We start from the raw sequence: 21,368 nt of genomic DNA on the forward strand, positions 1-21,368 counted from the left end.
GGAACGCGACGAAAATGATCGCCAAAGATGCGAACGCGTCAGCCAATCCGACTATCCCAGCATACGTTCGCTCGTTGGATCATGAAATGGTGCGAGGCTTAGTTCGGCAACGATTTCTTTGCCTTCAACCATGACAGAGTATCGCCCCTGCGAAAGGCTGCCCCGGCCTGTGGCACCTTCTGAAAGCGAGACAAAGCACAATCCGACTGCGGCCCCGACTGTGTGCCCATAGGCTGCAGATGTGACATAGCCTGCGACTTTACCATCGCGCAGAACCGGTTCGTTGTGATGCAACATTGGCTCAGGGTCGCAGAGCTTGATTGAGCACAGAAATGGCCCCTCTGCTTGGGCTTTTCGCGCAAGATAGGCGTCGCGCCCGATGAAAGGGATGGCTTTGTTCGGCTTGCAGGCGAAATCGAGGCCGATTTGGTGCGGGGCTTCAGTGTAGGCCATATCGTGGCCCCAATGAACAAAGCCTTTTTCGATGCGAAGCGCGTTTAGAGCTTCACCGCCAATGAGGCGCAGACCGTGGTCTTTACCAGCATCCATGAGCGTGTCGAATACATGCTCCGCTAGGTCTGGTGTCACAAATATTTCCCAGCCGAGTTCGCCGGAGTAGGACAGTCTTTGAGCTGTTACCTTCGCATGTCCGATGTAAAAGGTTTGAAAGCTGTTGAACCGGAAGGCTTCATTCGACAGATCAATGTCGCAAACCGAGGCAAGCAGCGCGCGGGATTTTGGACCCATCAAGCCGAGGACACCGAATGAAGTGGTGACATCGCGCAAACGCACGTCTTCGCCTGCTTGAATCTGATCGCGCAGGTGAATGTAGTCGCGCCGTGTGTGTGAAATCGAACTCATCACCATGAAACTGTCTTCGGCATGACGCGCGACTGTAACGTCGCTCTCGATCCCGCCGCGCTCATTGAGCATCAAGGTATAGGCAACGCGGCCCGTTTTCATCGACATATCATTGGTGCAGATGCGTTGCAGAAACGCTTCTGCATCCGTGCCCTCAACCATGAGTTTTCCGAGCATTGAATAATCGATCATCGCAGCGCTTTCGCGCGCGGCTTTTTGCTCGCCTTGGGCATAGTCGAACCAGTTCTGCCTGCCAAAGCTATAAGTGATCTCTGGCGTTACACCCTTGGGTGCAAACCAGCCCGGACGCTCCCAGCCTTGGGTTTCGGTGAAAAACGCGCCCTCGGCCTTCAAAGCGTGGTGAAACGGGGTGCGGCGCAGATTTCGTGCGGTTTCACGTTGGCGGTTCGGCCAGTGCATCGCGTAGGTGAGAACCAGCGTCTCGGGGCAGCGCTCCCGCAGGTAGATGTCGCGGGCCTGAAATTCTTCGCAGCGCTTTGGGTCCATCTCGGAGAGGTCGATTGGCGCGTGACCTTTCATGATCCACTCTGCCAAGGCTTTGCCAGCGCCAGGACCAGATTGAATACCAGTGGAATTGACCCCAGCGAGCACGAAGTAGCCCTTAATGTCTGGGGCTTCGCCCAAGGTAAAGCGGCCATCGTAGGAGTAGCTTTCAGGACCATTAAAGAAAGTGCGAATGCCTGTCTCTTGCAGCACAGGAACGCGCTCCATCGCAAGTTCCAGCACCTCCATAACGTCCTCTTCAACAAAGGGCAGGCTGTCGAATTCAAAGCTCTGGGGAATGCCGTCTTTGGCCCATGCTTTGGCATGGAAATGGGCAAATCCGAACAGGAGCTTGCCTGCATCTTCCTTCCAATAGGTACCGTCGCAGTAGGAGCGCAGAACCGGTAGATCACTGGGTAAATCCTTGATCGCTTCGGTGACGAGGTAGTAATGCTCGCAGGCATGAAGCGGGACGCCGACGCTATTTTGTTGGCCCAATTCGCGCGCCCACATGCCGCCACAGTTCACCACATAGTCGGCGGTAATTGTGCCTTGGTCTGTTCGCACGCCTTGCACTTTGCCATTTTCGACATGGACCTCTTCAACCTTGATGTTTTCAAGGATCGTCGCGCCGTGCATACGCGCCCCTTTGGCCAGCGCCATGGTCAGATCGATCGGATTGGCCGAGCCGTCACTGGGCATATGGATGCCGCCTAAAACGCCCTCGGGGTTCATCAAAGGCCAACGCTCGGAAATTTCCTCAGTGCTCATCAGGTGGGCTTCGACACCGAAAAGCGAGGCGAAATCAGCCTTGCGCTTAAGCTCTGCATGGCGCTCCGCGTTGAGGGCGATGGAGATTGACCCGGATTGACGGAAACCGGGGTTCTGACCTGTTTCGGCTTCGATATCTTGCAAAAGTTCGACGCCGTATTTGGCAAAGGCAGTGGTGGAATGACTGCCCTGCAGTTGACCGACCAATCCTGCGGCGTGCCATGTGGTGCCAGAGGTGAGTTGCTTACGTTCTAGCAGGACCACGTCTTTCCACCCTTCGCGGGCCAGATGATAGGCGGTAGAGCAGCCGTGGATGCCGCCGCCGATAATGACAACTTGAGCGTGGGAGGGCAGTGTCTTAGCCATGATTTGGAGTCCTAGTGTTGGAACAGCTGGCCAGAATTGGCTGGCCTGTGATTAAGGTTTGCAAGCCGCATCAAATGCCAAGCGAGCGCTTGATTGCTGGAGATAACGGGCTTGGCGATATGGGCTTCGGCAAGGGCGATGACAGATAACGCACGCAGACTGGTGCATGAGACGAAGACAGCATCGCAATCGTCACGCGAACCGATGGTCTGGATTGCGTTGAGAATACTGTCTGAGGTGATGCGGGCGACGATGAAGTCGTTGGACTGATTGAATGACGCGACAGCGTTGATGTCAAAACCAGCAGCTTTTAGGTTTGCTTGCATCTCGGTTGTCACATCGGGAGCATAGGGCGTGACCAGCGCGATACGTCTGATATCCAGAGCGGTGAGCGCGGCTTTGCAGGCGGTGATCGGATTGCTGACTTGCGCGCCCGGATGAATTTCGCGGATGATCTGTGACACGCGTTCTTCGCCGATCATTGTAGCACCTGATGTGCAGCCGTAGCCGATCGCATCAAAGCCGAATTGGCTCGGCAGCAGGGCTGCGGTTTCAGGCAGATCATGCTGCATTTGGCGCAGCGTGTCGGGGGTGACATCCATAGAATTGGCGATGCGCGCATGGTAACAGGCGATGCCTTCACCGTGCAGCAAGCTGGCCATTTCGTGCTCGATTGTTTGATCGGTTTGCAGGCAAATCAATCCGATCCGCGCAATATGACCTAGACCCGCATCGGTTTTGAATTCCAGCTTTTCGATGGATGCTTTATCCATGGTCCGGCCTCTTTGAATAGCTCGTCGTTTCAGCCGCTTGTTGCGGTAATGGGGATAGATCGGACCTTTGTGCGTTCCGGGGACGACCTCGGGCGGGGTTCGCGGCATCTTCAAACATAAAGACACCCGTTTGCCAGAATTCATCTTTCTGCGCCTGCGTGAGAATTGCCATGGTCGTTTCTCCATTAGAGTGCCAACTGGTCTATACCAAATGATTCATCTTGGTATAGACCAGATTTCGTGTTACTCAAAACAAAAAATTTGGGACTTACAAAATATGCCTGACGTTGCTGTAAAACTCTTTGACGATACGCCGAGATTTAGGCAGATTTTCGAAGCTTTGCGCGAAGAGATCACAAATGGAAATCTGGCGAAACACACAGCGCTGCCGTCCGAAAGAGTGGTTGCAGAAGCCTATAACGTCTCTCGTATGACGGCGCGCCGTGCCCTTGAGACGCTTGAGGCTGAGGGATTAAGCTATAGTCAGGGCCGCAAGGGACGTTTTGTTTCCCCGCCTCGATTGACATATGACATCAGCCAAATGGTCAGCTTTGCAGCCGATGCGCAGGCAAGCGGTGTGGATTTGCAGATTGAGGTGATCAAGGCAGAGCAACAAAATGCTGATGCGAAATTGGCCCGAGACTTGTTAGTGCAAATCGGGGAGCCGTTGCATGCTTACACACGATTGTTCAAGAACGATGGTCATGCGATTTTTATTGAAACCGAATTTGTAATTGCAGCACGATTTCCTGACCTGTTGAGTTATGACCTTCGACAATCGACCACCCAACTTTTAGGTGAGCACTTTGATACGCGTGCCCATACTGGCGATGTTGTCATTCGGATGCGCGGGGTGCGTGTTGATGAGGCGAAACTACTGGGTTTGTCTGCAAATACCGCTGGCATCGAGTTGGAGCAGGTGATCCGCGACACCGCAGGCGTTCCGTTTTGCATTGGCCGTCAGATATGGCGTGGAGAATTGGCTGAATTTTCTGCACGAACAATGGTGAATCCCGAAGGCTAAGATTCCTGTAAAAAGTTGCAATAGTGCGGACATTTTCCGAGAGCCGTCACAATGGCATCAAATTCTGCGTAATTTTATCGCGATCAGCCGCTTTTTTGACGCCTATTTTCGAGCTGTGCTCTTAAGTTAAGCGACAGATGAACAAGGATTTAACATGTGTGAGTTTCACAAAAATCTGACGGAGATGCGGCATGCATTTCACCGCGACCCCGAGCTTGGGTTTCAAGAAATTCGAACCAAGGCGGTGGTGGCTCGTCGTTTGCGTGATCTGGGCCTTGAAGTACATGAAGGCGTTGGCGTTGTTGGTGTTTTACGTGCGGGCGGTGGAAATAGGGCGATTGGGCTGCGCGCTGATATGGATGCACTGCCCATCACTGAAATCAGTGAACACGATTATGTGTCTGCCAATTCCGGCGTTATGCATGCTTGCGGTCATGACGGGCATATGACGATGTTGCTTGGCGCTGCAGAAACGCTGGCCAAAGATCCTGATTTTGACGGCACCGTAGTGTTCATTTTTCAGCCGAACGAAGAACATGGGCTCGGCGCGCGCGCGATGATTGACGAGGGATTCTTGGAGAGGTTCGCGATTGATGAGGTCTATGCGATCCATAATTTGCCCGGCGCGCCATTAGGGCAGCTGTCAACGCGTGTCGGTCAGATCTGCGCCAGCGAGAGCCTTTTTGAGATTGAGATCAAGGGGCAAGGTGGCCATGCATCTATGCCTCATGTCGGGGTGGACGCGATCACGGTCGGATCAGAGATGGTGCAGGCACTGCAAACGATAATTTCGCGCAAGCTTGCTCCGGGTGCAGGGGCGGTTGTATCTGTCACTGAATTTCTGACTGACGGGCAACGCAATGTACTGCCAGGACATGCAACGCTGAAAGGCGACGTGCGCGCACGCGTGCCCAAAGATCGCTTGGATATTGAGCGGTTCATGCGCCAGATTGTCGAGGGTGTTGCCGTCGCGCATGGGGTCAAGGCCAAGATGAGCTTTGTGACTGAATTCATCGAAACCATCAATGCACAAGGCCCTGTCGATGCAGTTGTTCGGTCCGCGCACGCCGCGGGGCTAGAGGCCATTGGTGATCGGCCTTCGATGAGCTTTTCCGAAGACTTTGCTCATTTCTGCGAAGCTGTTCCGGGCTGCTTTCTATTGCTCGGCAATGGGGAAACCGGCCCGCATGGCCAACCGTTGCATGCAGCGGATTATGATTTTAACGATGCGCTTTTGCCTATCGGGGCTGCCTTTTGGGCCGAACTGGTTCGTGATCGTTTGCCAACTAGAGAGACCATGCCATGAATACTTTACTGCCATCCGTTATATTGGGCCATGTCGCGGCCAGCCGCAAAACTGGCGACGCAGCATTTCGGGTTTTGTCGACGAACGACTTTGCCACCGCGCGTGCTGAGATCATGGCGTGGGACGGCTACGAGGCAACTCCGCTAGTGTCGCTGAGTGCTTTGGCTAAGGCGATCGGCGTCGGTGAAGTTCTGTACAAAGACGAAGGCCCCCGGTTTGGTTTGGGCAGTTTCAAAGCACTGGGCGGATCCTATGCTGCGTTGCGGGTGCTGCAACGCGTGATTTCTGAGCGGTTGGATCAGGACGTCTCGCTGGCTGATGTGCGCCAAGGCAAATACGCGGCGGAGTGCGCAGCGATCACCTTGGTTTCGGCGACCGACGGCAATCATGGCCGCTCACTGGCGTGGGGCTGCAAGCGGTTTGGTGTTCCCTGCCGAATCTACATCCATGCGGAAGTCAGTGAAGGGCGCGCAGTCGCCATGCAAGACCTCGGCGCTGAGGTCATTCGGATCGAAGGGGACTACGACGCATCGGTCGCACTGGCAAAAAGTGAGGCCGAAGAAAACGGGTGGTTCGTGGTGTCGGACACTTCATGGCCGGGCTATTCGCTGCCGCCACGCGATGTGATGGCTGGTTATGGCGTGATGACACAGGAAATCTGTGAGGCACTGGAGCACGCGCCGACACATGTGTTCTTGCAGGGTGGCGTTGGTGGTTTGGCTGCGGGCGTTGCAGCGGGCTTGCGTCAATATTGGGGCGATGCGTCGCCGCGTGTGGTAATCGTTGAGCCGGACCTAGCGGCCTGTTTGTTTGAAAGCGGCAAGTCAGGAGACCCAACCAGTGTTGCAATAGCCAAAGAAACATTGATGGCGGGATTGTCTTGTGGTGAGCCGTCGCCATTAGCTTGGGAAATCTTGGAAGAAGAAGCCCGCGATTTTCTAACGATACCAGAAAATTTGGTTGCGCCTTGCGTGCGTCTTTTGGCTGCTCCTTTAGATGGCGATCCAGTGATTGAAGCGGGCGAAAGCGCAATTGCGGGACTTGCGGCTTTGATCGCGGCCCGCACAGACAGCGCACTTTCCGAGAAGTTGGAACTTAACGCAAATTCGCGGGTATTATTGATTGGCTCCGAAGGCGTAACGGACAGAGCCATCTTCAACATGATCATGGAGGGTCGTGATGCAGCCTAAAGAATTGATACGCGGATTTAGCACGGGCGAGTTTGAGACTCGAACAAAGAACGCTCAGGCGTTGATGGCGCAGCAAGGGCTGGCAGGCATGCTCTTGATGAGCGAGCCGGACGTTCGTTATTTTAGCGGGTTCCAAACGCTGTTCTGGCAAAGCCCGACGCGACCATGGTTTTTGTTTGTGCCGGCTCAAGGCAAGCCCATTGCGGTTATCCCTGAGATCGGGGCTGCGTTGATGCGGCAATCTTGGTTGGAAGATATCCGCACGTGGAGCGCGCCTGCTCCAGAAGATGATGGTATCAGTTTGCTGACAGAACTGCTCTCTCCCTTGGCTGCTGGCAAAGCGCGGATTGGGGTAATGAAAGGGCACGAGACATTGCTGCGAATGCCCTTGGGAGACTGGGAACGTCTGATTGCCGGATTGCCGGGGCTGGAAATTGCAGATGTCACAGGACTGGTTCAAGGCCTGCGCATGGTAAAGTCCCCTGCAGAAATCGTGAAGCTTTCACATATTTGCGGCATTGGATCGGCAACATTCGCGCGTGTGCCTGAAATAATGTCGGAAGGTATGGCGCTGGAGGATGTGTTTCGCACGTTCCGACGTGAAGCATTGGGGCAGGGGGCAGATGATGCGCCCTATGTTGTGGGTGCTGCGGATCAGGGTGGCTATGTCGATGTGATCTCACCGCCGTCGCGCCGTCCTTTGCAATCTGGTGATGTGCTGATGCTGGATACGGGTCTGACTTGGGATGGGTATTTCTGTGACTTTGATCGCAACTGGGCGATTGGCCGCGCGGATGATGCAGCGCGTCGTGCCTATGATGTACTGTGGCGCGCAACCGAAGCAGGAATTGCCGCTGCGCGGCCCGGAAATACTTGCCGTGATCTGTTCAATGTCATGTCAGCGGTGATTTCCGAATTGGACGACAGTGGCGGAGACATTGGTCGTTTGGGTCATGGGCTGGGAATGCAACTGACCGAGCAACCGTCACATGCAGCGTTTGACACAACTGTGTTGACAGAGAATATGGTGCTTACGTTAGAGCCATCCCTGTCTTACGGCGATGGCTTGATGATGGTGCATGAGGAGAACATTGTCGTCGGCGCGGATTCTGCGCGGCTTTTGACAACGCGGGCCGCACCTGAATTGCCAGTGATCTAAACAGGAGCCGGCCGTTGGATAAATATAAACCCGGTGACGATGTAGGGCGGTTGGATTTCTGGTCCTTTGAGGCGCCAGCAAGCGAATATCGCGTCACCAAGGGTGATCCCAAGACCTACGGGCGCATTGATGCGGGCGGTCCGGGTCACACAACGCGCTATGGAATTTGGCGCTGCACGGTTGGCGCGTTTGACTGTATCGAGCAGGGCGATGAGTTGATGACGGTGCTTTCTGGTCGATGCAAATTGATCCAGCACGACACTGGTGAAACCCGCGATCTTGGACCCGGTGATAGCCTGTTTGTGCGTGATGGCAGTCGGGTCACATGGGATGTCAGCGCAGACATTACCAAGGTATTTTTTGGCCACAAAGCCACAGGATACTAGGGCAGAAGCGATGTACCAGTGTGTTGGAATATCTGACCAAAGCCGGTCAATTGATCGGTGATTCCGGCTCGGCGCAGGCAACTCCAGAATAGCGCCTGATTGGACGTAACCACAGGTTTTCCAACAGCTTGCTCAATCTCTTCAACGACTTCAAGCGCGCGGATGCCGCTGCAGGACAGGAAAATCACATCAGCGTCAGGGTGATCAATCTCGAGCGCAAACTTTTTCCAATAGGCGGGTGTGACCTGACCAAATTCCAAGCCCGTTTCGAGGTTGAGGCCCTGAATATCGAGGATGTCGAACCCTTTCTCGATCAAGAAATCAGCCTCGGCTGAATTGATCTCATCCAGATAGGGCGTGCCAACCACAAGTTTTTGCGCCCCCAATTCGCGCAACGCATCGACAACGCCAGTAACGAGGCACATCGGCTGGGTCCATGGCGCGCCCTTTGTAATTTCTGCGAATACACGGTCCTCACCATTCACAATCGACCCGCTGGTACACGTATAGCTGATCACCTTGGGTTTCATATCCGGTTGCAGGCGCCCAGCGGCCTCGGCCATGTGGTCGATGTGCCGCGCGAGAGTCTCTTTCGTTGTGTAATCTTCGGTCTTAAGGCGAGTGATATGAACACCAACACCCTCGGGTGCCATGTCAAAGAAGTCCTGCTCTGCTGCCAGATCAGTAGACATCAGTATAAAGCCAAGTTGCGCCCTGTCGTGGCGCCCACCGTCCATTTCAGGGACCCGGGCTTTGGACGCGATAACATCACCAGATTTGTACATATTGGTGTCCTTTTTGGCGCTCTACACGGCCTCTTTCACGGCGCTCAAGAACTGTTGAGTGCGCTCTCGTTGCGGATTGCCAAACAATTCGGCAGGTGGACCTTGCTCTTCGATCTTACCGTCATAGAAGAAACAGACCCGGTCGGAGATATCACGGGCAAACCCCATTTGGTGCGTCACCATAAGCATCGTCAGATTATGTTCAGAGACCAGCTTGCGGATAACGTTTGTCACCTCCCCGATCACTTCGGGATCAAGCGCGGACGTGACTTCGTCAAATAACATCACCTTGGGGCGCATCGCCAATGCACGCGCAATCGCGACCCGCTGTTGTTGACCACCAGAGAGGCGAGACGGGTGCTGATCTTTCTTTTCCGCCATACCGACCAACTCAAGAAGTTCTTCACCACGGTCTCGTGCTTCGGCCTTTGACATGCCGAGAACCTGAACAGGGCCCTCCATACAGTTCTGGATTGCCGTCATGTGTGGGAACAGATTGAAATGTTGGAAACACATGCCAATGTCAGTGCGGCGTTCACGCAGGTGACGTTCATTGGCTAGAACCAATTCCCCGCCTTTCTCCATATGGGTCAGTGGTTTGCCATCCACATAGATGACGCCGCCGTTGATCTTCTCAAGCGTCATGAGCATCCGCAAAACAGTCGTCTTGCCTGAACCCGATGGTCCAATAACCGAAACCATTTCGCCTGCTGCAACGTCCAAATCAAGGTCGTCCAAAACCACCAGCGAATCGTAGGCTTTGCGCACTTTCTTAAAGCTGACCATCGGTTTGTTGTCGCCCGTAATCTCGGCCGGGAAACCTGACAAATCTTCCATTTCTTACATTCCTAATTTGCGGCGCACGAAGTTTTCGAATGCGCGGATAAGGCCAGCGGCGGGTAGGGAAAGGGCCAAAAAGATAATACCAACAATTGTGTATGCTTCTAGGTAGCGCCAAGTCTCTGAACCAATCGAATTAGCGGTGTGGATAAGTTCGGCAACGCCAATTACCGAAAGCATCGGGGTATCTTTGAAAATGCCTACAAGGTAGTTACCCATGCCCGGAATGGCTGGTGGGATCGCCTGTGGAATGATCAACCGCCTGTATGTCTGCACGGTTGTCATGTTCAACGCGGTCGCCGCTTCCCACTGGCCTTTTGGCACAGAATCCAGACCACCCCGGTAGACTTCGGACAGGTAGCAGGAATAATGCAAACCAATGGCGATCATACCTGACACCCAAGGACTGAGCGTAATTCCAAACTGGGGCCCGACGTAGAATATGAAGAATATCTGCAACAAGAGCGGCGTCGATCGAACAAACTCAACAAACTCGCGGACAACAAAGGTCAGAACCTTGCTGTCGCTGCGCTGCGCGAGGGCAAAAACCAACCCAAGCACGAGTGCGATAAGATATCCCGCTGCCGCAGCAATCAGCGTATTTACCGTGGCCTCAAGCAGGCGAGGAAGAATTCCCCAAGCGTAATCCCATCGCCAATCAAACTTTGGGAACCAAGGTTCATTAAACCATTCAAACATGGATCATGTCCTCCCCAGTTTTCGGGCCATAAAGCCCTCAAGCCAACGCATGAATGGGGTCAGCATAAAGCGGGCCAATATGTAGTAGATGATCAATGCCGTGCCAAAGATTTGGGCCGACATATAGGTGCTTGCGTTGATCTGCTTGGCTTGGAACATCAAATCGGTGACAGAGATGAGCGATACAAGGGCAGTACCCTTCAAAATTTCGACCATCAGGTTGCCCCATGCGGGAAGCATATTCACCAGCGCTTGCGGAAGAATAATACGCCACATCCGCCGTGCAGAACTCATGTTGATCGCAGTTGCTGCTTCCCATTGACCTTTTGGGACAGACATAATGCCACCGCGCACCAGCTCGGCGCCATAAGCGCCCGCATTCAATCCAATAGCAACCCAACCGGCTGTGAACTTTTCTAAGGTTAATCCGAAGAGCGGGAGAACAAAGAAGATCCAATAAAGCTGCACCAACAACGACGTGCCGCGAAAGAGCTCAATATACGTGACAGCAGAACCCATGATAAATTTGTTCGATGACATTTTCATCAATCCGAACACCAGCGCCAAGAAGACTGTCAGTGCCGCCCCCAACAGGAACTGAGCGACAGTGATCCCGGTTCCTGATAATAGAAGCGGCCAGTATTGGCTTAAGAAATCAAAAAGACTCATATGTGCGTGCGAACCTTTGCTATTTAAGAAAAGTGGCAGGCCAATTTGGCCTACCACTTCGATTTAGTAGTGCTAATCGATTAGCGGTTTTCGCATGCCCACTGAGCTGTCGTGTCTCCTGGGAGGTGATCAACGCCATACTCATGCTCAGCGACTTTCGCCATCATCTCGTCTGTGCCGATGTAACCGGCAAGTGCTTCGTTAAAGCCAGCGAGGAAGTCTTGGTCTTCGTGACGGAAGCCAATGCCAGCAAAGTTCTTGCTCCAGATCGGCATCAATGAATTGTCGCCGAGCTCGATTTCATCATGATCGTTAGCGAGATGGGATGCTTCGAAGTATGTCAAAATCGCTGCATCCGCGCGGCCAGCTTTCAAAGCCGCGACCATTTCCGTTGGGCCAGGCACCTGCATCAAGTGAGCATCGTCGATACCGACTTTCTTTGCCGCTTCAACAGTGTTGTAACCAGCGCCCGTCACCATAATATGGCCACCGCTCAGAACGTCAGCATAATTGTTGATGTTCTTTGGATTTCCAGCGGGAACCAAAACAGCATCACCAGCTTTTGCAACCGGAGTTGAGAACGAGACGTTTTCACAACGGGAACCGAGAATATACATGCCACCAGTGATCAGGTCAAAACGCTCGGCCTTCAGTCCTGGGATCAATCCACCCCAATCACCAACAACGGCTTCGATGTTTGTCAGGCCCATCTTAGCGAGAGTTTCGACTGCGATGTCGTTCGTGAAGCCGTCGGCATTACCATTCTCATCTGGATAACCCCAGAGTGGGATGTTGGCAAAACCGATACGAATGGTTTCACCGGCGTCAATCCGGTCTTGCAGTGGGCCCGCGAGGACAGATGATGCGGTTGTCGCGAGGGCGAAACCGGCTGCGATTAGGGTTTTTGTGACGTTCATTGACATTATTTCCTCCTTGATATTGTTGCGATGGGCAGGCGCCTTTTTTGCGCCTTTTCCCGGATGTTTGATGGGGGGTTCCTCGCACCAAAGCTGCTGCTCAGGCACCAAAGATCTCTGGATTTTGACGTTCTTAGACTTCAACTCCCCAATTTCTGACTTCGACTCTAATGCCGATAGAGGACGTTTTTCGTCAATATTTGGTCATACTCGACTAATTTGATTGCCATTACCAAAATAGTCGATCAAAATCAGATCATGGATGAAAAAGACATAGAGATTCTTAGACTGGTTCAGACCGATGCCCGACTGACTGCTGAGGCTATTGGTTTTGAAATTGGATTGTCGCCACCGGCAGTCCAAAAACGACTTAAAAAACTACGCGAGACAGGTGTAATTGAGAAAGAGATCGCAGTGCTTTCCTCTGCCAAATTGGGCCGAGGGATGACTGTGATTGTCCAAGTCATGCTGGAACGCGAAAGCCGCAGGCATCTTGATGCGTTCAAACGCAGAATGCGTGCGGCGCCTGCTGTGCAGCAATGCTACTACGCCACAGGCGAGGCAGATCTTATCCTTGTCGTTATCGTAAAAGACATCGTCGAATACGAGGAATTTACCCAAGAGTACTTCTTCGATGAATCGAATGTGAGTAAATTCACATCATCAATCGTGATGGACCGGGTCAAGGTTTCGCTCGATATCATTTGAACAATGCGTTGAAGCCGTTTCACCCAACGTAAGGATAAACGGCTTCAAACTGAAGGCGCTGCCATTCAGGAATAAGCAGCGTACACAATGAACTCGACTTTGTAATCAGGGCGCGCGAGCTTTGCTTCGCCGCAGGCGCGCGCGGGGGCGTGGCCACTTGGAACCCATTCGTTCCAAGCTTCGTTAAGCCCGTCAAAATCTGCCATATCGGCTAACCAGATCGTAACCCGCAACAGGTTTTCACGTGAAGATCCGGCCTTGAGCAAGAGCGCATCAATATTGGTCAGGCAGGCTTTAACTTGGTCCTGAATAGTCTCGCCTTCGGCAACCTGGCCTGTGAGATAGGCCACGCCATTGTGCTTCACAATTTTGGAAGAGCGTTGCCCAGTTTCAATGCGTTCGATCATGTTCGTTCCTAGCTTGTATCTATCATCTGCTGAGTACGTCAGCGACGCCGGACTTATGGACATACAGCAATAATTAAGGCAAACGTAATATTATTGAATATAATTCAGGGAAATTGAAGTTGGCTATCAAGATCGAAATGCTCAGATGTTTCACCATGGTTGCGCTGCACGGCAGCCTCTCTGATGCGGCGGACGCGCTTGGGCGCACGCCCTCCGCTGTGTCGATGATGCTGAAACAATTTGAAGATCATGTCGGTTCTCCACTGTTTGAGACGGCGCGCAAGTCACGACTGACCCCAATCGGGGGTCTGATCTACGAGGAAGCTCGTCGTGAGGTGGCGCATTTTGAAAACACTGTTTCAGTTATCGAGGGCCTGTCAAAATCAGAACTTGGCTATTTGCGCCTTGCGGTTACGCCATCTGTTGCAACAACCATATTGCCGACGATAATCCACCGGTTCTGTCAGATGTACCCAGAGGTTCGAATTGATATTCGAGATATGGACTCCGCTGCAATAGCGCGCGATCTAGAACGAGAGCAAGCTGACGTCGGCATCGGAACACTGCCAAAGATTGACGGGATGAACCGCGTTGAACTGTTCAGTGACCCCTTTGGTGTAGTGTGCCGCAAAGACCATTCACTCGCTCAAAATTGGGATCAGCTTTCGTGGCAGGACATGGATGAATATGTGCTTATCGCGAATGGCTTGTGCAAGTTGATTACTGATCCTGGCTTTGCGCCTATCCTTGACAAGTCTCGGCTTATGGTTCGCAATACTACGTCCCTGATGGGTTTGGTGCGCGAGGGTGTCGGTATAACAATATTGCCGCGCTTAGCCGTCACGGGTCCGCAAGACAACATCGCGTTTTTGCCGCTGAAGGACGTAAATACAAAGCGGACTGTTCATCTGGTTTCGCAGCCTCAGAATTTCCTGATGCCAGCGGCCAGAGCGTTCCTAAAACTTATCACATCAATGATCCACGAAGGCGCGTTAGGGGTGGATAAGGAAATTTAGCAAAGCTGAACTAGATTACAATAAATTCGAAATGCCTGAATCGCCACAGTGAGGTATCCTTGTTCAGCACGCGCACCCGCGTTGCTTAGCCAAAGGAATAGATCTTGCAAACTTCAAACCTTAACTTCATTGCGGGTGACTGGGTCGCCGGTAGCTCTGAGATCGAAAACAGAAACCCCTCAGACCTGAGCGATTTGATTGGCATGTTCGCGCAAGCGACGCCGGATCAATTGGATGCCACGCTAGATCAAGCGCGCCGCGCACAAGTTGAATGGGAAGCTTACGGGATCGAGCGCAAGTACAACGTGCTGATGGCAATCGGTACCGAGATGATGGCGCGCGCCGAAGAGCTTGGCACATTGCTGGCCCGTGAAGAAGGCAAGCCAATGGCCGAAGGCAAAGGCGAGGTCTATCGCGCTGGTCAGTTCTTTACTTACTACGCTGCAGAAACATTGCGCCAGATGGGTGACACTGCAGACTCGGTTCGTGACGGGATTGAAATTGATGTGCGCCGCGAAGCAGTTGGCGTTGTCGCAATCATCTCGCCATGGAACTTCCCGACGGCCACGGCCTCTTGGAAAATTGCGCCCGCGTTGTGCTATGGCAATGCAGTTGTGTGGAAGCCGGCGAATGTCACGCCTGCCTCGGCTGTTGCGCTGGTCGAAATTATTGCGCGTCAGGACATCCCGAAGGGGCTGGTATCGTTGGTGATGGGGGCGGGATCATCCATCGGTCAACGTCTGGTCGAAAGTCCGAAAGTGAACGCAATCAGCTTTACAGGGTCGGTGCCTGTGGGCAAAGGCATCGCGGCGGCAGCCATCCAAAACCTGACACGTGTTCAGATGGAGATGGGATCAAAGAACGCTTTAGCCGTGATGGATGACGCGGATATTGACCTGGCTGTCTCGCTCGCCCTTGGTGGCGCGTTTGGTGGATCGGGCCAGAAGTGCACGGCCTCTTCGCGTCTTGTTGTGCATCAATCGGTGCATGACCAGTTTGTTGAAAAGCTGGTTGAGGGTGTAAAGGCGATGAAAGTCGGCCATGCCTTGGAAGCTGGCACGCAGTTGGGTCCGGTTGTTTCCGAGCAGCAGTTGAAAGAAAACCTCGCCTACGTCGATCTCGCCGCTACCGAAGGCGCTGAATTGCTTTGCGGTGGTCAGCGTTTGGAAATGCCAACCGAAGGCTACTATATGTCGCCGGGTGTTTTTGTTGGCACGCATAATGACATGCGCATCAACCGCGAAGAGATGTTTGCGCCGCTTGCCTGTGTGATCCCTGTCGCCAGCTATGATGAGGCCTTGCATGTGGTGAATGATACAAACTTTGGCCTGACGGCGGGCATTGTGACGACCAATCTGGCACGTGCAACGCATTTCCGGCGCAACGCCAAGTCGGGTTGCGTAATGGTGAACTTGCCGACTGCTGGTACGGATTATCACGTCCCATTTGGGGGCCGCGGTGACAGTTCTTATGGACCGCGCGAGCAGGGCAAGACGGCAGCTGAATTTTACACAATTGTGAAGACCTCCTACATCTCCTCAGGGACGCCATTGTAATGCGGATCGACAATCTTCAATACGCGAATTGGTCCGAAAAGATATTTCGTCAAATGCGGGCAGGAGGCGTGGACGCTGTTCACGTCACCATCGCCTATCACGAGAATTTTCGCGAAACCGTACTGAATTTTGAGCAATGGAACCGCTGGTTTGAGCAGTTCCCCGATCTTATTATGAAGGGCCAGTGGGCCAGTGATGTAGACATCGCCAAAGAGACGGGTCGCACCGCGATTTTCTTTGGCTTCCAAAACCCTAGCCCGATTGAAGACGACATCGGATTGGTGGAAATCGTGCACACGCTTGGCGCACGATTTATGCAGTTGACCTATAACAACCAATCGCTGCTGGCGACGGGTTGCTATGAGGCCGAAGACACTGGCATCACCCGCATGGGCAAACAGGTCATCAAAGAGATGAACCGCGTTGGTTTGGTCGTGGACATGAGCCATTCTGCGGATCGCTCAACAATTGAAGCTGCCGATCTATCAGAGCGCCCGATCGCAATCACCCATGCCAATCCTTATGAGTGGTCGCCAGCGCTGCGTAACAAAAAGGATGAGGTCATTCGCGCGGTTACGGAAAATGGCGGGATGCTGGGCTTTTCTGTTTACCCGCATCACCTCAAGGGTAAATCCGATTGCACGCTGCAAAACTTTTGCGAGATGATCGCGCGCACAGCAGAAAAATTCGGTGTGCAAAACCTTGGGATTGGCACGGATCTTTGTCAGGATCATCCCGATAGTGTCGTCGAATGGATGCGTGTGGGTCGTTGGAGTAAAGAGATTGATTTCGGCGAGGGTTCTGCGGCGGCTCCAGGTTTTCCGCCTATGCCGATTTGGTTCAACGACAACCGCGACTTTGGCAACATCGAAAATGGGCTGCTCGAGACCGGCATGAACCAGCAAGAAGTCACAAGCATAATGGGTGACAATTGGCATCGGTTTTATGCCGACAATTTCACGCCAGCCGGATGAAGATAAATATGGAGATTGCTCAATTGAATACATCGTCTGGTATTCCGAAACGCGATCCGGCTGAGGTAATGCGGCTAGCGCGACTTGGCGCCTTTCATCAATCTCGGCTCTCGTTCATGCGGGTTTTGACGCGCCGTATGACGCGCGAAAAATGGACGTTTACACGGCCTGTCTTTGAGATCGACGCTGTTGGTGTCGGCCACGCAGTTTATTGCGCCCATACGCCAGATCGGACCTATTCGCTGATTGCATTTGCCCATGATCTGCCCGCAGAAAACCGGTCTGATCGCGTTATCGCAGAGGCTTGGGATAGCACTTTCACACTCTTTGACGGAGTCCCAACTGACGATGATATTGCGCGCCTTGGCCAAAACGTTCCCTTGCAAGAAGCCGGGCGGGTGACGCAATCAGAACTCTCTGTTTCGCGTGCTAATCGATCTGTGCGCCTTTGGGATCATGTTGTATCCAGCCTCGCATCGGGGCAACAGCCAGACGTGGATGAGGTCAAGAATGTCGGATATCTTATGCGCACAACTGCGGTTTACGGTTCAGGTAAATTGGGCGCAGCGGATCGCGAAATGATCGCAATGCGCCCCGAATGTACAGCCCCATTTCAGATCGAAATGCTGTCGGTGTTTCTGACCCGTACCTATGTGCGTGATCTTGCTCAGCACATGGCTAATCTGCGTGGCGGCGAAAATGCGGTCACGCTTGATCCCGACATTGCACGCGACATGGGTATTGGCAATTCCACCGGGCTTGGCATGGCTCCATTCTTGGTGAACCACCCTGTTTTACTGAACAATTGGATATCTGCCCGCGAAGAAGCGATTGCACGTGTGCGAGATTTACCTCTAGCCAGCGCAGCCGAAGTCGAAATTTTTCGCAACCTCTTTGCGCGTTCGGTCATCTCCGCAGAGGCTTGGCACTCGGTTCATCCAATCCAAGTTGAAAAACTCGTAGTGTTGCGCGCCGATTTGCAAAAACTGACCTCCCATATTGAGAGCGCTGATTTGAGCAAAGACAACCCTTGGGATCGCTTGTTCCTTTGGGCCGACGCGCATTTGGGCCTCGACGCCGTCGAATGTTTGGCCTCCCTTATGTTGGAGCCCTACGGTGATTTGGTGGATTCGTTAGCCGACCGGATGTCACACAACGATACGGCCTCCTTTCGGATTGATGGCACAATGAGCGTTGCCGCGTTACAGGCGATTTTGACCCAAACATACGCTTGGGCACTGTCCATTGACTGGAGCGATAAAGACGCCTGTGCCCGCGCGTGGTACGTCTCTGAAGAGAAACTCGAACCCCGCTTGGGCGAGCGGTTTGAAGAACCCATTGCCGCGTATGAACAGCCCCTTGCACCGGGGCGGGACGCGGCCGCGCTCTATCATGCTTTGCGTGATTGGGAGCCAGATACGTCGCTCGCGGCCTTCTTACTGGCCCACCCCGAACACCGCCACACCATTCGCCGCGCCCAGATTGTTGAACGCGCACCATTTGCGGAAATACGGGACAACACCATTGGCTCGGACTTGCTGCCAATTGATATGCTAAGATGTAAGCTCGCCTTCTTTGGCGCGACACATTTTGATCCAAGGTCGGATCGCTGGCTGCGGATTTGCCTATTTGGCAACGCGCCATATCCAGAGGAATTGCAAACTTCTGCCGATGATTTCTGGCCCTATCCGCGGCTTGAGCAGGGGGGAACATGAGCCACTCCCTTAACGAGATCGAGGCCTTGTCCAAACGCGCAGCGCGTGGGGCGGGCATGTCGTGGGGCTTATCCGAAGAAGCGGCAAAAGCCGTTCGCTGGTTGGCTTCACATGGGTTGCAAGGCGTGGCTTTGCTTGCAGATGTTCTGGCCCGCAATGACCACGCTTCGCGCGCCAGCGTTGCACCAATGTCACTTGAGAACGATTCTTGGGCGGCTGCCTCTGGAACGCTTTGCCCGCTTGCAAGTGGTGCAGCACTCAATGATTGCGCGGATCGGCTGTCGCAAGGTCATTCAATTGAATTGATCAACGTATCACACCCGTTGCTGGTGGTTCCTTTTGCGGCATGGGCGTCAATTCATATCGCGGCACCTGTAACCGTGTCTTGGCTGGACACACGCATTGGAACAGACGGCTGCGGGATATGGATCGATGATCCAATGGGCGAGCTTGAAAAGACAAGTGCTGTATCACTGACTTGCGCGCGCGCGTCTCATATGGGCGACGACACAAAAATGCCAGCCCTGCGCGGCGAAGTTCCACCGGCCGCATGGACGCATTTGGGAACATTCGCCCATCGCACATATGCGCCCTCAAGCGAGCGATCACGTGCTTTGGGCGCTGGTGCCGGAGACACCGACAACGACTAACAACCAGTTTACCAAACCCGCTGTTTATGCGTCGAAACGCAGTGGGATCATAATAGTACGGCGTACAACCATCAACAGGGGACACTCATGTCAATAAAACCACCCTTTACCGCGTTGGAGATCGAAAAGGCTCCATCCGGTTTCTACGAAGGCTACAGCCTTCCTATCGCGCTTATCAGCAAGGCCATCATGGCTGCACTGGTAATCTGGGCCTTGATCTGGCCAGGAAACGCAAGCAGCGTTCTTTCTGCTGTGAACGGAACTTTACTGAATGTTTTCAACAGCTTTTACATAATTTCCGTAGGGCTTTTTGCCTTTTTCCTTTTTGTTCTAGCCTTGTTGCCTGCAACAGGAAGCAAGAAATTAGGCACAGCAGACACGAAGCCTGAGTTTTCCAATTTCTCTTGGTTTTCCATGATGTTTGGTGCCGGTCTTGGCGTCGGATTGATGGTTTTTGCGACCGCAGAGCCCTTAGGCTTGTGGGGGTCAAATCCGTTGATCTTGTCAGGTGAAGTCGCGGCAAATTCCGAAGAAGCAGTCAAATCAGCATATCGCTATACCTTCCTTCACTACGGCTTTCATGCATGGGCAATCTATGTTCTGACTGGCCTGTCATTAGCATATTATGCCTACACACGCGAAATGCCGTTGACGATACGATCCGCGCTTACGCCGCTTTTGGGCAAAGCTGCGAACGGTCCCATCGGGCATTTGGTTGACGTACTTGGCGTTGTTGCAACAATCCTTGGTGTTTCCGTTACGATTGGTTTCGGTGTGAGCCAGTTTGTGGATGGTGTTTACGCGGTCACAGGCATGGAATGGTTGATGAACGGCGATGCAGACGCACCAAAGCCAAGCACAGTTGGTTTGATTTCGGCACTGATTGTCATCATGGCTTTGTCCATCTTGTCAGCGGTTTCAGGTGTTGGACGTGGCATCAAATATCTGTCGAACCTTAACTTGGTTCTGTCAGTTATTCTGCTTTTGACTTTCGTCTTCTTTGGCTCGTTCTTCTTTGCGATGACCAAATTTGGTGCGGGTTTGGTAGATTACATTCTGCATTTTGTTCAAATGTCATTTGGTGCCTACGCGCCGCAATCCGCTGATGCATTTGCAGCGGCAATTCCAGAGGCCGCAAATGCACTACCCGCAGAAGATATCAGCACGATCTATGGTGCTGCGACGTCACCTTGGGGATCACTTGCAGGGTTCACCGAAGGTTTGCCCTCATCTGCAGCTGAGCTAGACGCAGCAGCTCTTTATGCAGCGGGTGAGCAAGGTCGTCAGTTTGGATGGCAGTCGGGCTGGACCACGTTTTATTGGGCTTGGTGGATCGCGTTTTCACCTTTCGTCGGCTTGTTTTTGGCGCGCATCTCCAAAGGCCGAACTGTACGTGAATTCATCTTTGGTTGCGTTATCGCACCTGCGATTGTTTGCTTCTTGTGGATGACTATCCTTGGCGGCACAGCGATTGATTTGGAACTTAACGGTGGTGCTGCTGGTTCGTTGATTGGCGCTACAAACACAGCGAAATTATTTGCGACACTTGAGCAGATGATTTCTGGCGGCTTTCTATCAGCGATTACGATCATGTGTGTTGTTCTGATCATGACGTTCCTTGTCACATCTGCAGACTCTGGCATCTTGGTTATGAACACCATCATGTCTGGTGGTGAGCAAGAAACTGGTATCAAACACCGTATTATCTGGGGGTTGATCCTCACGGCGGTGATTGGCACGTTGATCATTGCAGGCAATAGCGGTGCCGCGGCGAACCCGTTCGGCGCGTTGCAAAACGCGATGATCATCGGTGCACTGCCGTTCACAATTGTGATGGTGTTCATGATGATTTCGCTCACCAAAGCGCTTTACCGCGATAGCGTTCGGGCCAAGCAAGACTAGGTAAATTTTGTAAGTAGGCCGTTAACAACGACTGCGGCCTACTTACCGTTTCACGAAAGACAAGCGACTGATTTCCACCAAACATGGTCGGATCGCCTCCAACGGCTCTGTCGCAAAACTGTGTCGATTGGGTGAGACGGCTAGACCATGTTAGATGCGGAGCTTTGTTCTTGAAGGTGAGCGCCCAACC

At 53.0% G+C, this 21,368-nt stretch carries 20 protein-coding genes; 12 read left to right on the forward strand and 8 right to left on the reverse strand.

Going from position 1 to position 21,368, the window contains the following annotated elements:
* Nucleotides 1-51 precede the first annotated feature (51 nt).
* Both V7775_RS14220 and V7775_RS14225 read right to left on the reverse strand, forming a co-directional pair.
* On the reverse strand, nt 52-2,502 hold the full coding sequence (locus V7775_RS14220; protein WP_335752573.1) for a GcvT family protein: 2,451 nt from the start codon (nt 2,500-2,502) through the stop codon (nt 52-54).
* Between the two features lie 11 nt (nt 2,503-2,513).
* Nucleotides 2,514-3,275 (reverse strand): maleate cis-trans isomerase family protein, encoded by a 762-nt coding sequence (locus tag V7775_RS14225; RefSeq protein WP_335752574.1) that lies wholly within the window; start codon nt 3,273-3,275, stop codon nt 2,514-2,516.
* A gap of 277 nt (nt 3,276-3,552) precedes the next feature.
* Between V7775_RS14225 and V7775_RS14230 the strand changes: the two genes are divergently transcribed.
* The 5 genes from V7775_RS14230 to V7775_RS14250 all read left to right on the forward strand — a co-directional run bounded on the left by V7775_RS14230 (nt 3,553) and on the right by V7775_RS14250 (nt 8,340).
* On the forward strand, nt 3,553-4,299 hold the full coding sequence (locus tag V7775_RS14230; RefSeq protein ID WP_335752575.1) for a GntR family transcriptional regulator: 747 nt from the start codon (nt 3,553-3,555) through the stop codon (nt 4,297-4,299).
* A gap of 154 nt (nt 4,300-4,453) precedes the next feature.
* Complete coding sequence (locus tag V7775_RS14235) at nt 4,454-5,605, forward strand: amidohydrolase (protein WP_335752576.1); 1,152 nt, start codon at nt 4,454-4,456, stop codon at nt 5,603-5,605.
* Complete coding sequence (locus tag V7775_RS14240; protein WP_335752577.1) at nt 5,602-6,795, forward strand: diaminopropionate ammonia-lyase; 1,194 nt, start codon at nt 5,602-5,604, stop codon at nt 6,793-6,795. Before V7775_RS14235 ends, V7775_RS14240 begins: the two co-directional genes overlap by 4 nt.
* Nucleotides 6,785-7,954, forward strand: coding sequence for a M24 family metallopeptidase (locus tag V7775_RS14245; protein WP_335752578.1), 1,170 nt, complete (start codon nt 6,785-6,787; stop codon nt 7,952-7,954). The genes V7775_RS14240 and V7775_RS14245 overlap by 11 nt, the downstream gene beginning before the upstream one ends.
* Before the next feature lie 14 nt (nt 7,955-7,968).
* Nucleotides 7,969-8,340 carry a cupin domain-containing protein gene (locus V7775_RS14250; protein ID WP_335752579.1) on the forward strand — a complete coding sequence of 124 codons (372 nt, stop codon included), beginning with the start codon at nt 7,969-7,971 and terminating at the stop codon, nt 8,338-8,340.
* On the opposite strand, the gene V7775_RS14255 is transcribed toward V7775_RS14250, so the two are convergent.
* The 5 genes from V7775_RS14255 to V7775_RS14275 form a co-directional block, all read right to left on the reverse strand.
* Complete coding sequence (locus V7775_RS14255; protein WP_335752580.1) at nt 8,337-9,125, reverse strand: maleate cis-trans isomerase family protein; 789 nt, start codon at nt 9,123-9,125, stop codon at nt 8,337-8,339. The genes V7775_RS14250 and V7775_RS14255 overlap by 4 nt on opposite strands.
* A gap of 21 nt (nt 9,126-9,146) precedes the next feature.
* Nucleotides 9,147-9,962, reverse strand: a complete 816-nt coding sequence (ehuA, locus tag V7775_RS14260; RefSeq protein WP_335752581.1) for an ectoine/hydroxyectoine ABC transporter ATP-binding protein EhuA — start codon at nt 9,960-9,962, stop codon at nt 9,147-9,149.
* A gap of 3 nt (nt 9,963-9,965) precedes the next feature.
* The gene (gene ehuD, locus V7775_RS14265) at nt 9,966-10,664 is read right to left on the reverse strand and encodes an ectoine/hydroxyectoine ABC transporter permease subunit EhuD (protein WP_335752582.1); all 699 of its coding nucleotides are present in this window, start codon (nt 10,662-10,664) and stop codon (nt 9,966-9,968) included.
* 3 nt (nt 10,665-10,667) lie between these two features.
* A complete protein-coding gene (ehuC, locus tag V7775_RS14270; protein WP_335752583.1) occupies nt 10,668-11,333 on the reverse strand; it encodes an ectoine/hydroxyectoine ABC transporter permease subunit EhuC in 666 nt (221 codons plus the stop codon).
* 80 nt (nt 11,334-11,413) lie between these two features.
* A complete protein-coding gene (locus V7775_RS14275; RefSeq protein WP_335752584.1) occupies nt 11,414-12,256 on the reverse strand; it encodes a transporter substrate-binding domain-containing protein in 843 nt (280 codons plus the stop codon).
* A gap of 252 nt (nt 12,257-12,508) precedes the next feature.
* Between V7775_RS14275 and V7775_RS14280 the strand changes: the two genes are divergently transcribed.
* Entirely contained in the window at nt 12,509-12,958 is a 450-nt protein-coding gene (locus tag V7775_RS14280) for an Lrp/AsnC family transcriptional regulator (protein ID WP_335752585.1), read from the forward strand.
* Nucleotides 12,959-13,023: 65 nt separating this feature from the next.
* Here the strand turns inward: V7775_RS14280 and V7775_RS14285 are convergent, their stop codons facing one another.
* Nucleotides 13,024-13,365: a RidA family protein gene (locus V7775_RS14285; RefSeq protein ID WP_335752586.1), complete on the reverse strand. Its 342-nt coding sequence runs from the start codon at nt 13,363-13,365 to the stop codon at nt 13,024-13,026.
* 119 nt (nt 13,366-13,484) lie between these two features.
* On the opposite strand from V7775_RS14285, the gene V7775_RS14290 reads away from it, so the two are divergent.
* The 6 genes from V7775_RS14290 to V7775_RS14315 all read left to right on the forward strand — a co-directional run bounded on the left by V7775_RS14290 (nt 13,485) and on the right by V7775_RS14315 (nt 21,178).
* Entirely contained in the window at nt 13,485-14,381 is an 897-nt protein-coding gene (locus V7775_RS14290; RefSeq protein ID WP_335752587.1) for a LysR family transcriptional regulator, read from the forward strand.
* 104 nt (nt 14,382-14,485) lie between these two features.
* Nucleotides 14,486-15,937: an aldehyde dehydrogenase family protein gene (locus V7775_RS14295; RefSeq protein WP_335752588.1), complete on the forward strand. Its 1,452-nt coding sequence runs from the start codon at nt 14,486-14,488 to the stop codon at nt 15,935-15,937.
* The gene (locus tag V7775_RS14300) at nt 15,937-16,911 is read left to right on the forward strand and encodes a membrane dipeptidase (RefSeq protein WP_335752589.1); all 975 of its coding nucleotides are present in this window, start codon (nt 15,937-15,939) and stop codon (nt 16,909-16,911) included. The genes V7775_RS14295 and V7775_RS14300 overlap by 1 nt, the downstream gene beginning before the upstream one ends.
* Before the next feature lie 8 nt (nt 16,912-16,919).
* Nucleotides 16,920-18,626 (forward strand): hypothetical protein, encoded by a 1,707-nt coding sequence (locus V7775_RS14305; RefSeq protein ID WP_335752590.1) that lies wholly within the window; start codon nt 16,920-16,922, stop codon nt 18,624-18,626.
* Nucleotides 18,623-19,276, forward strand: a complete 654-nt coding sequence (locus tag V7775_RS14310) for a DUF3726 domain-containing protein (protein ID WP_335752591.1) — start codon at nt 18,623-18,625, stop codon at nt 19,274-19,276. Before V7775_RS14305 ends, V7775_RS14310 begins: the two co-directional genes overlap by 4 nt.
* 87 nt (nt 19,277-19,363) lie before the next feature.
* Nucleotides 19,364-21,178: a BCCT family transporter gene (locus V7775_RS14315; protein ID WP_335752592.1), complete on the forward strand. Its 1,815-nt coding sequence runs from the start codon at nt 19,364-19,366 to the stop codon at nt 21,176-21,178.
* The last annotated feature ends 190 nt before the right edge of the window (nt 21,179-21,368 follow it).

It is taken from the genome of Sulfitobacter sp. (genome assembly GCF_036960155.1).
Lineage (GTDB): Bacteria > Pseudomonadota > Alphaproteobacteria > Rhodobacterales > Rhodobacteraceae > Sulfitobacter.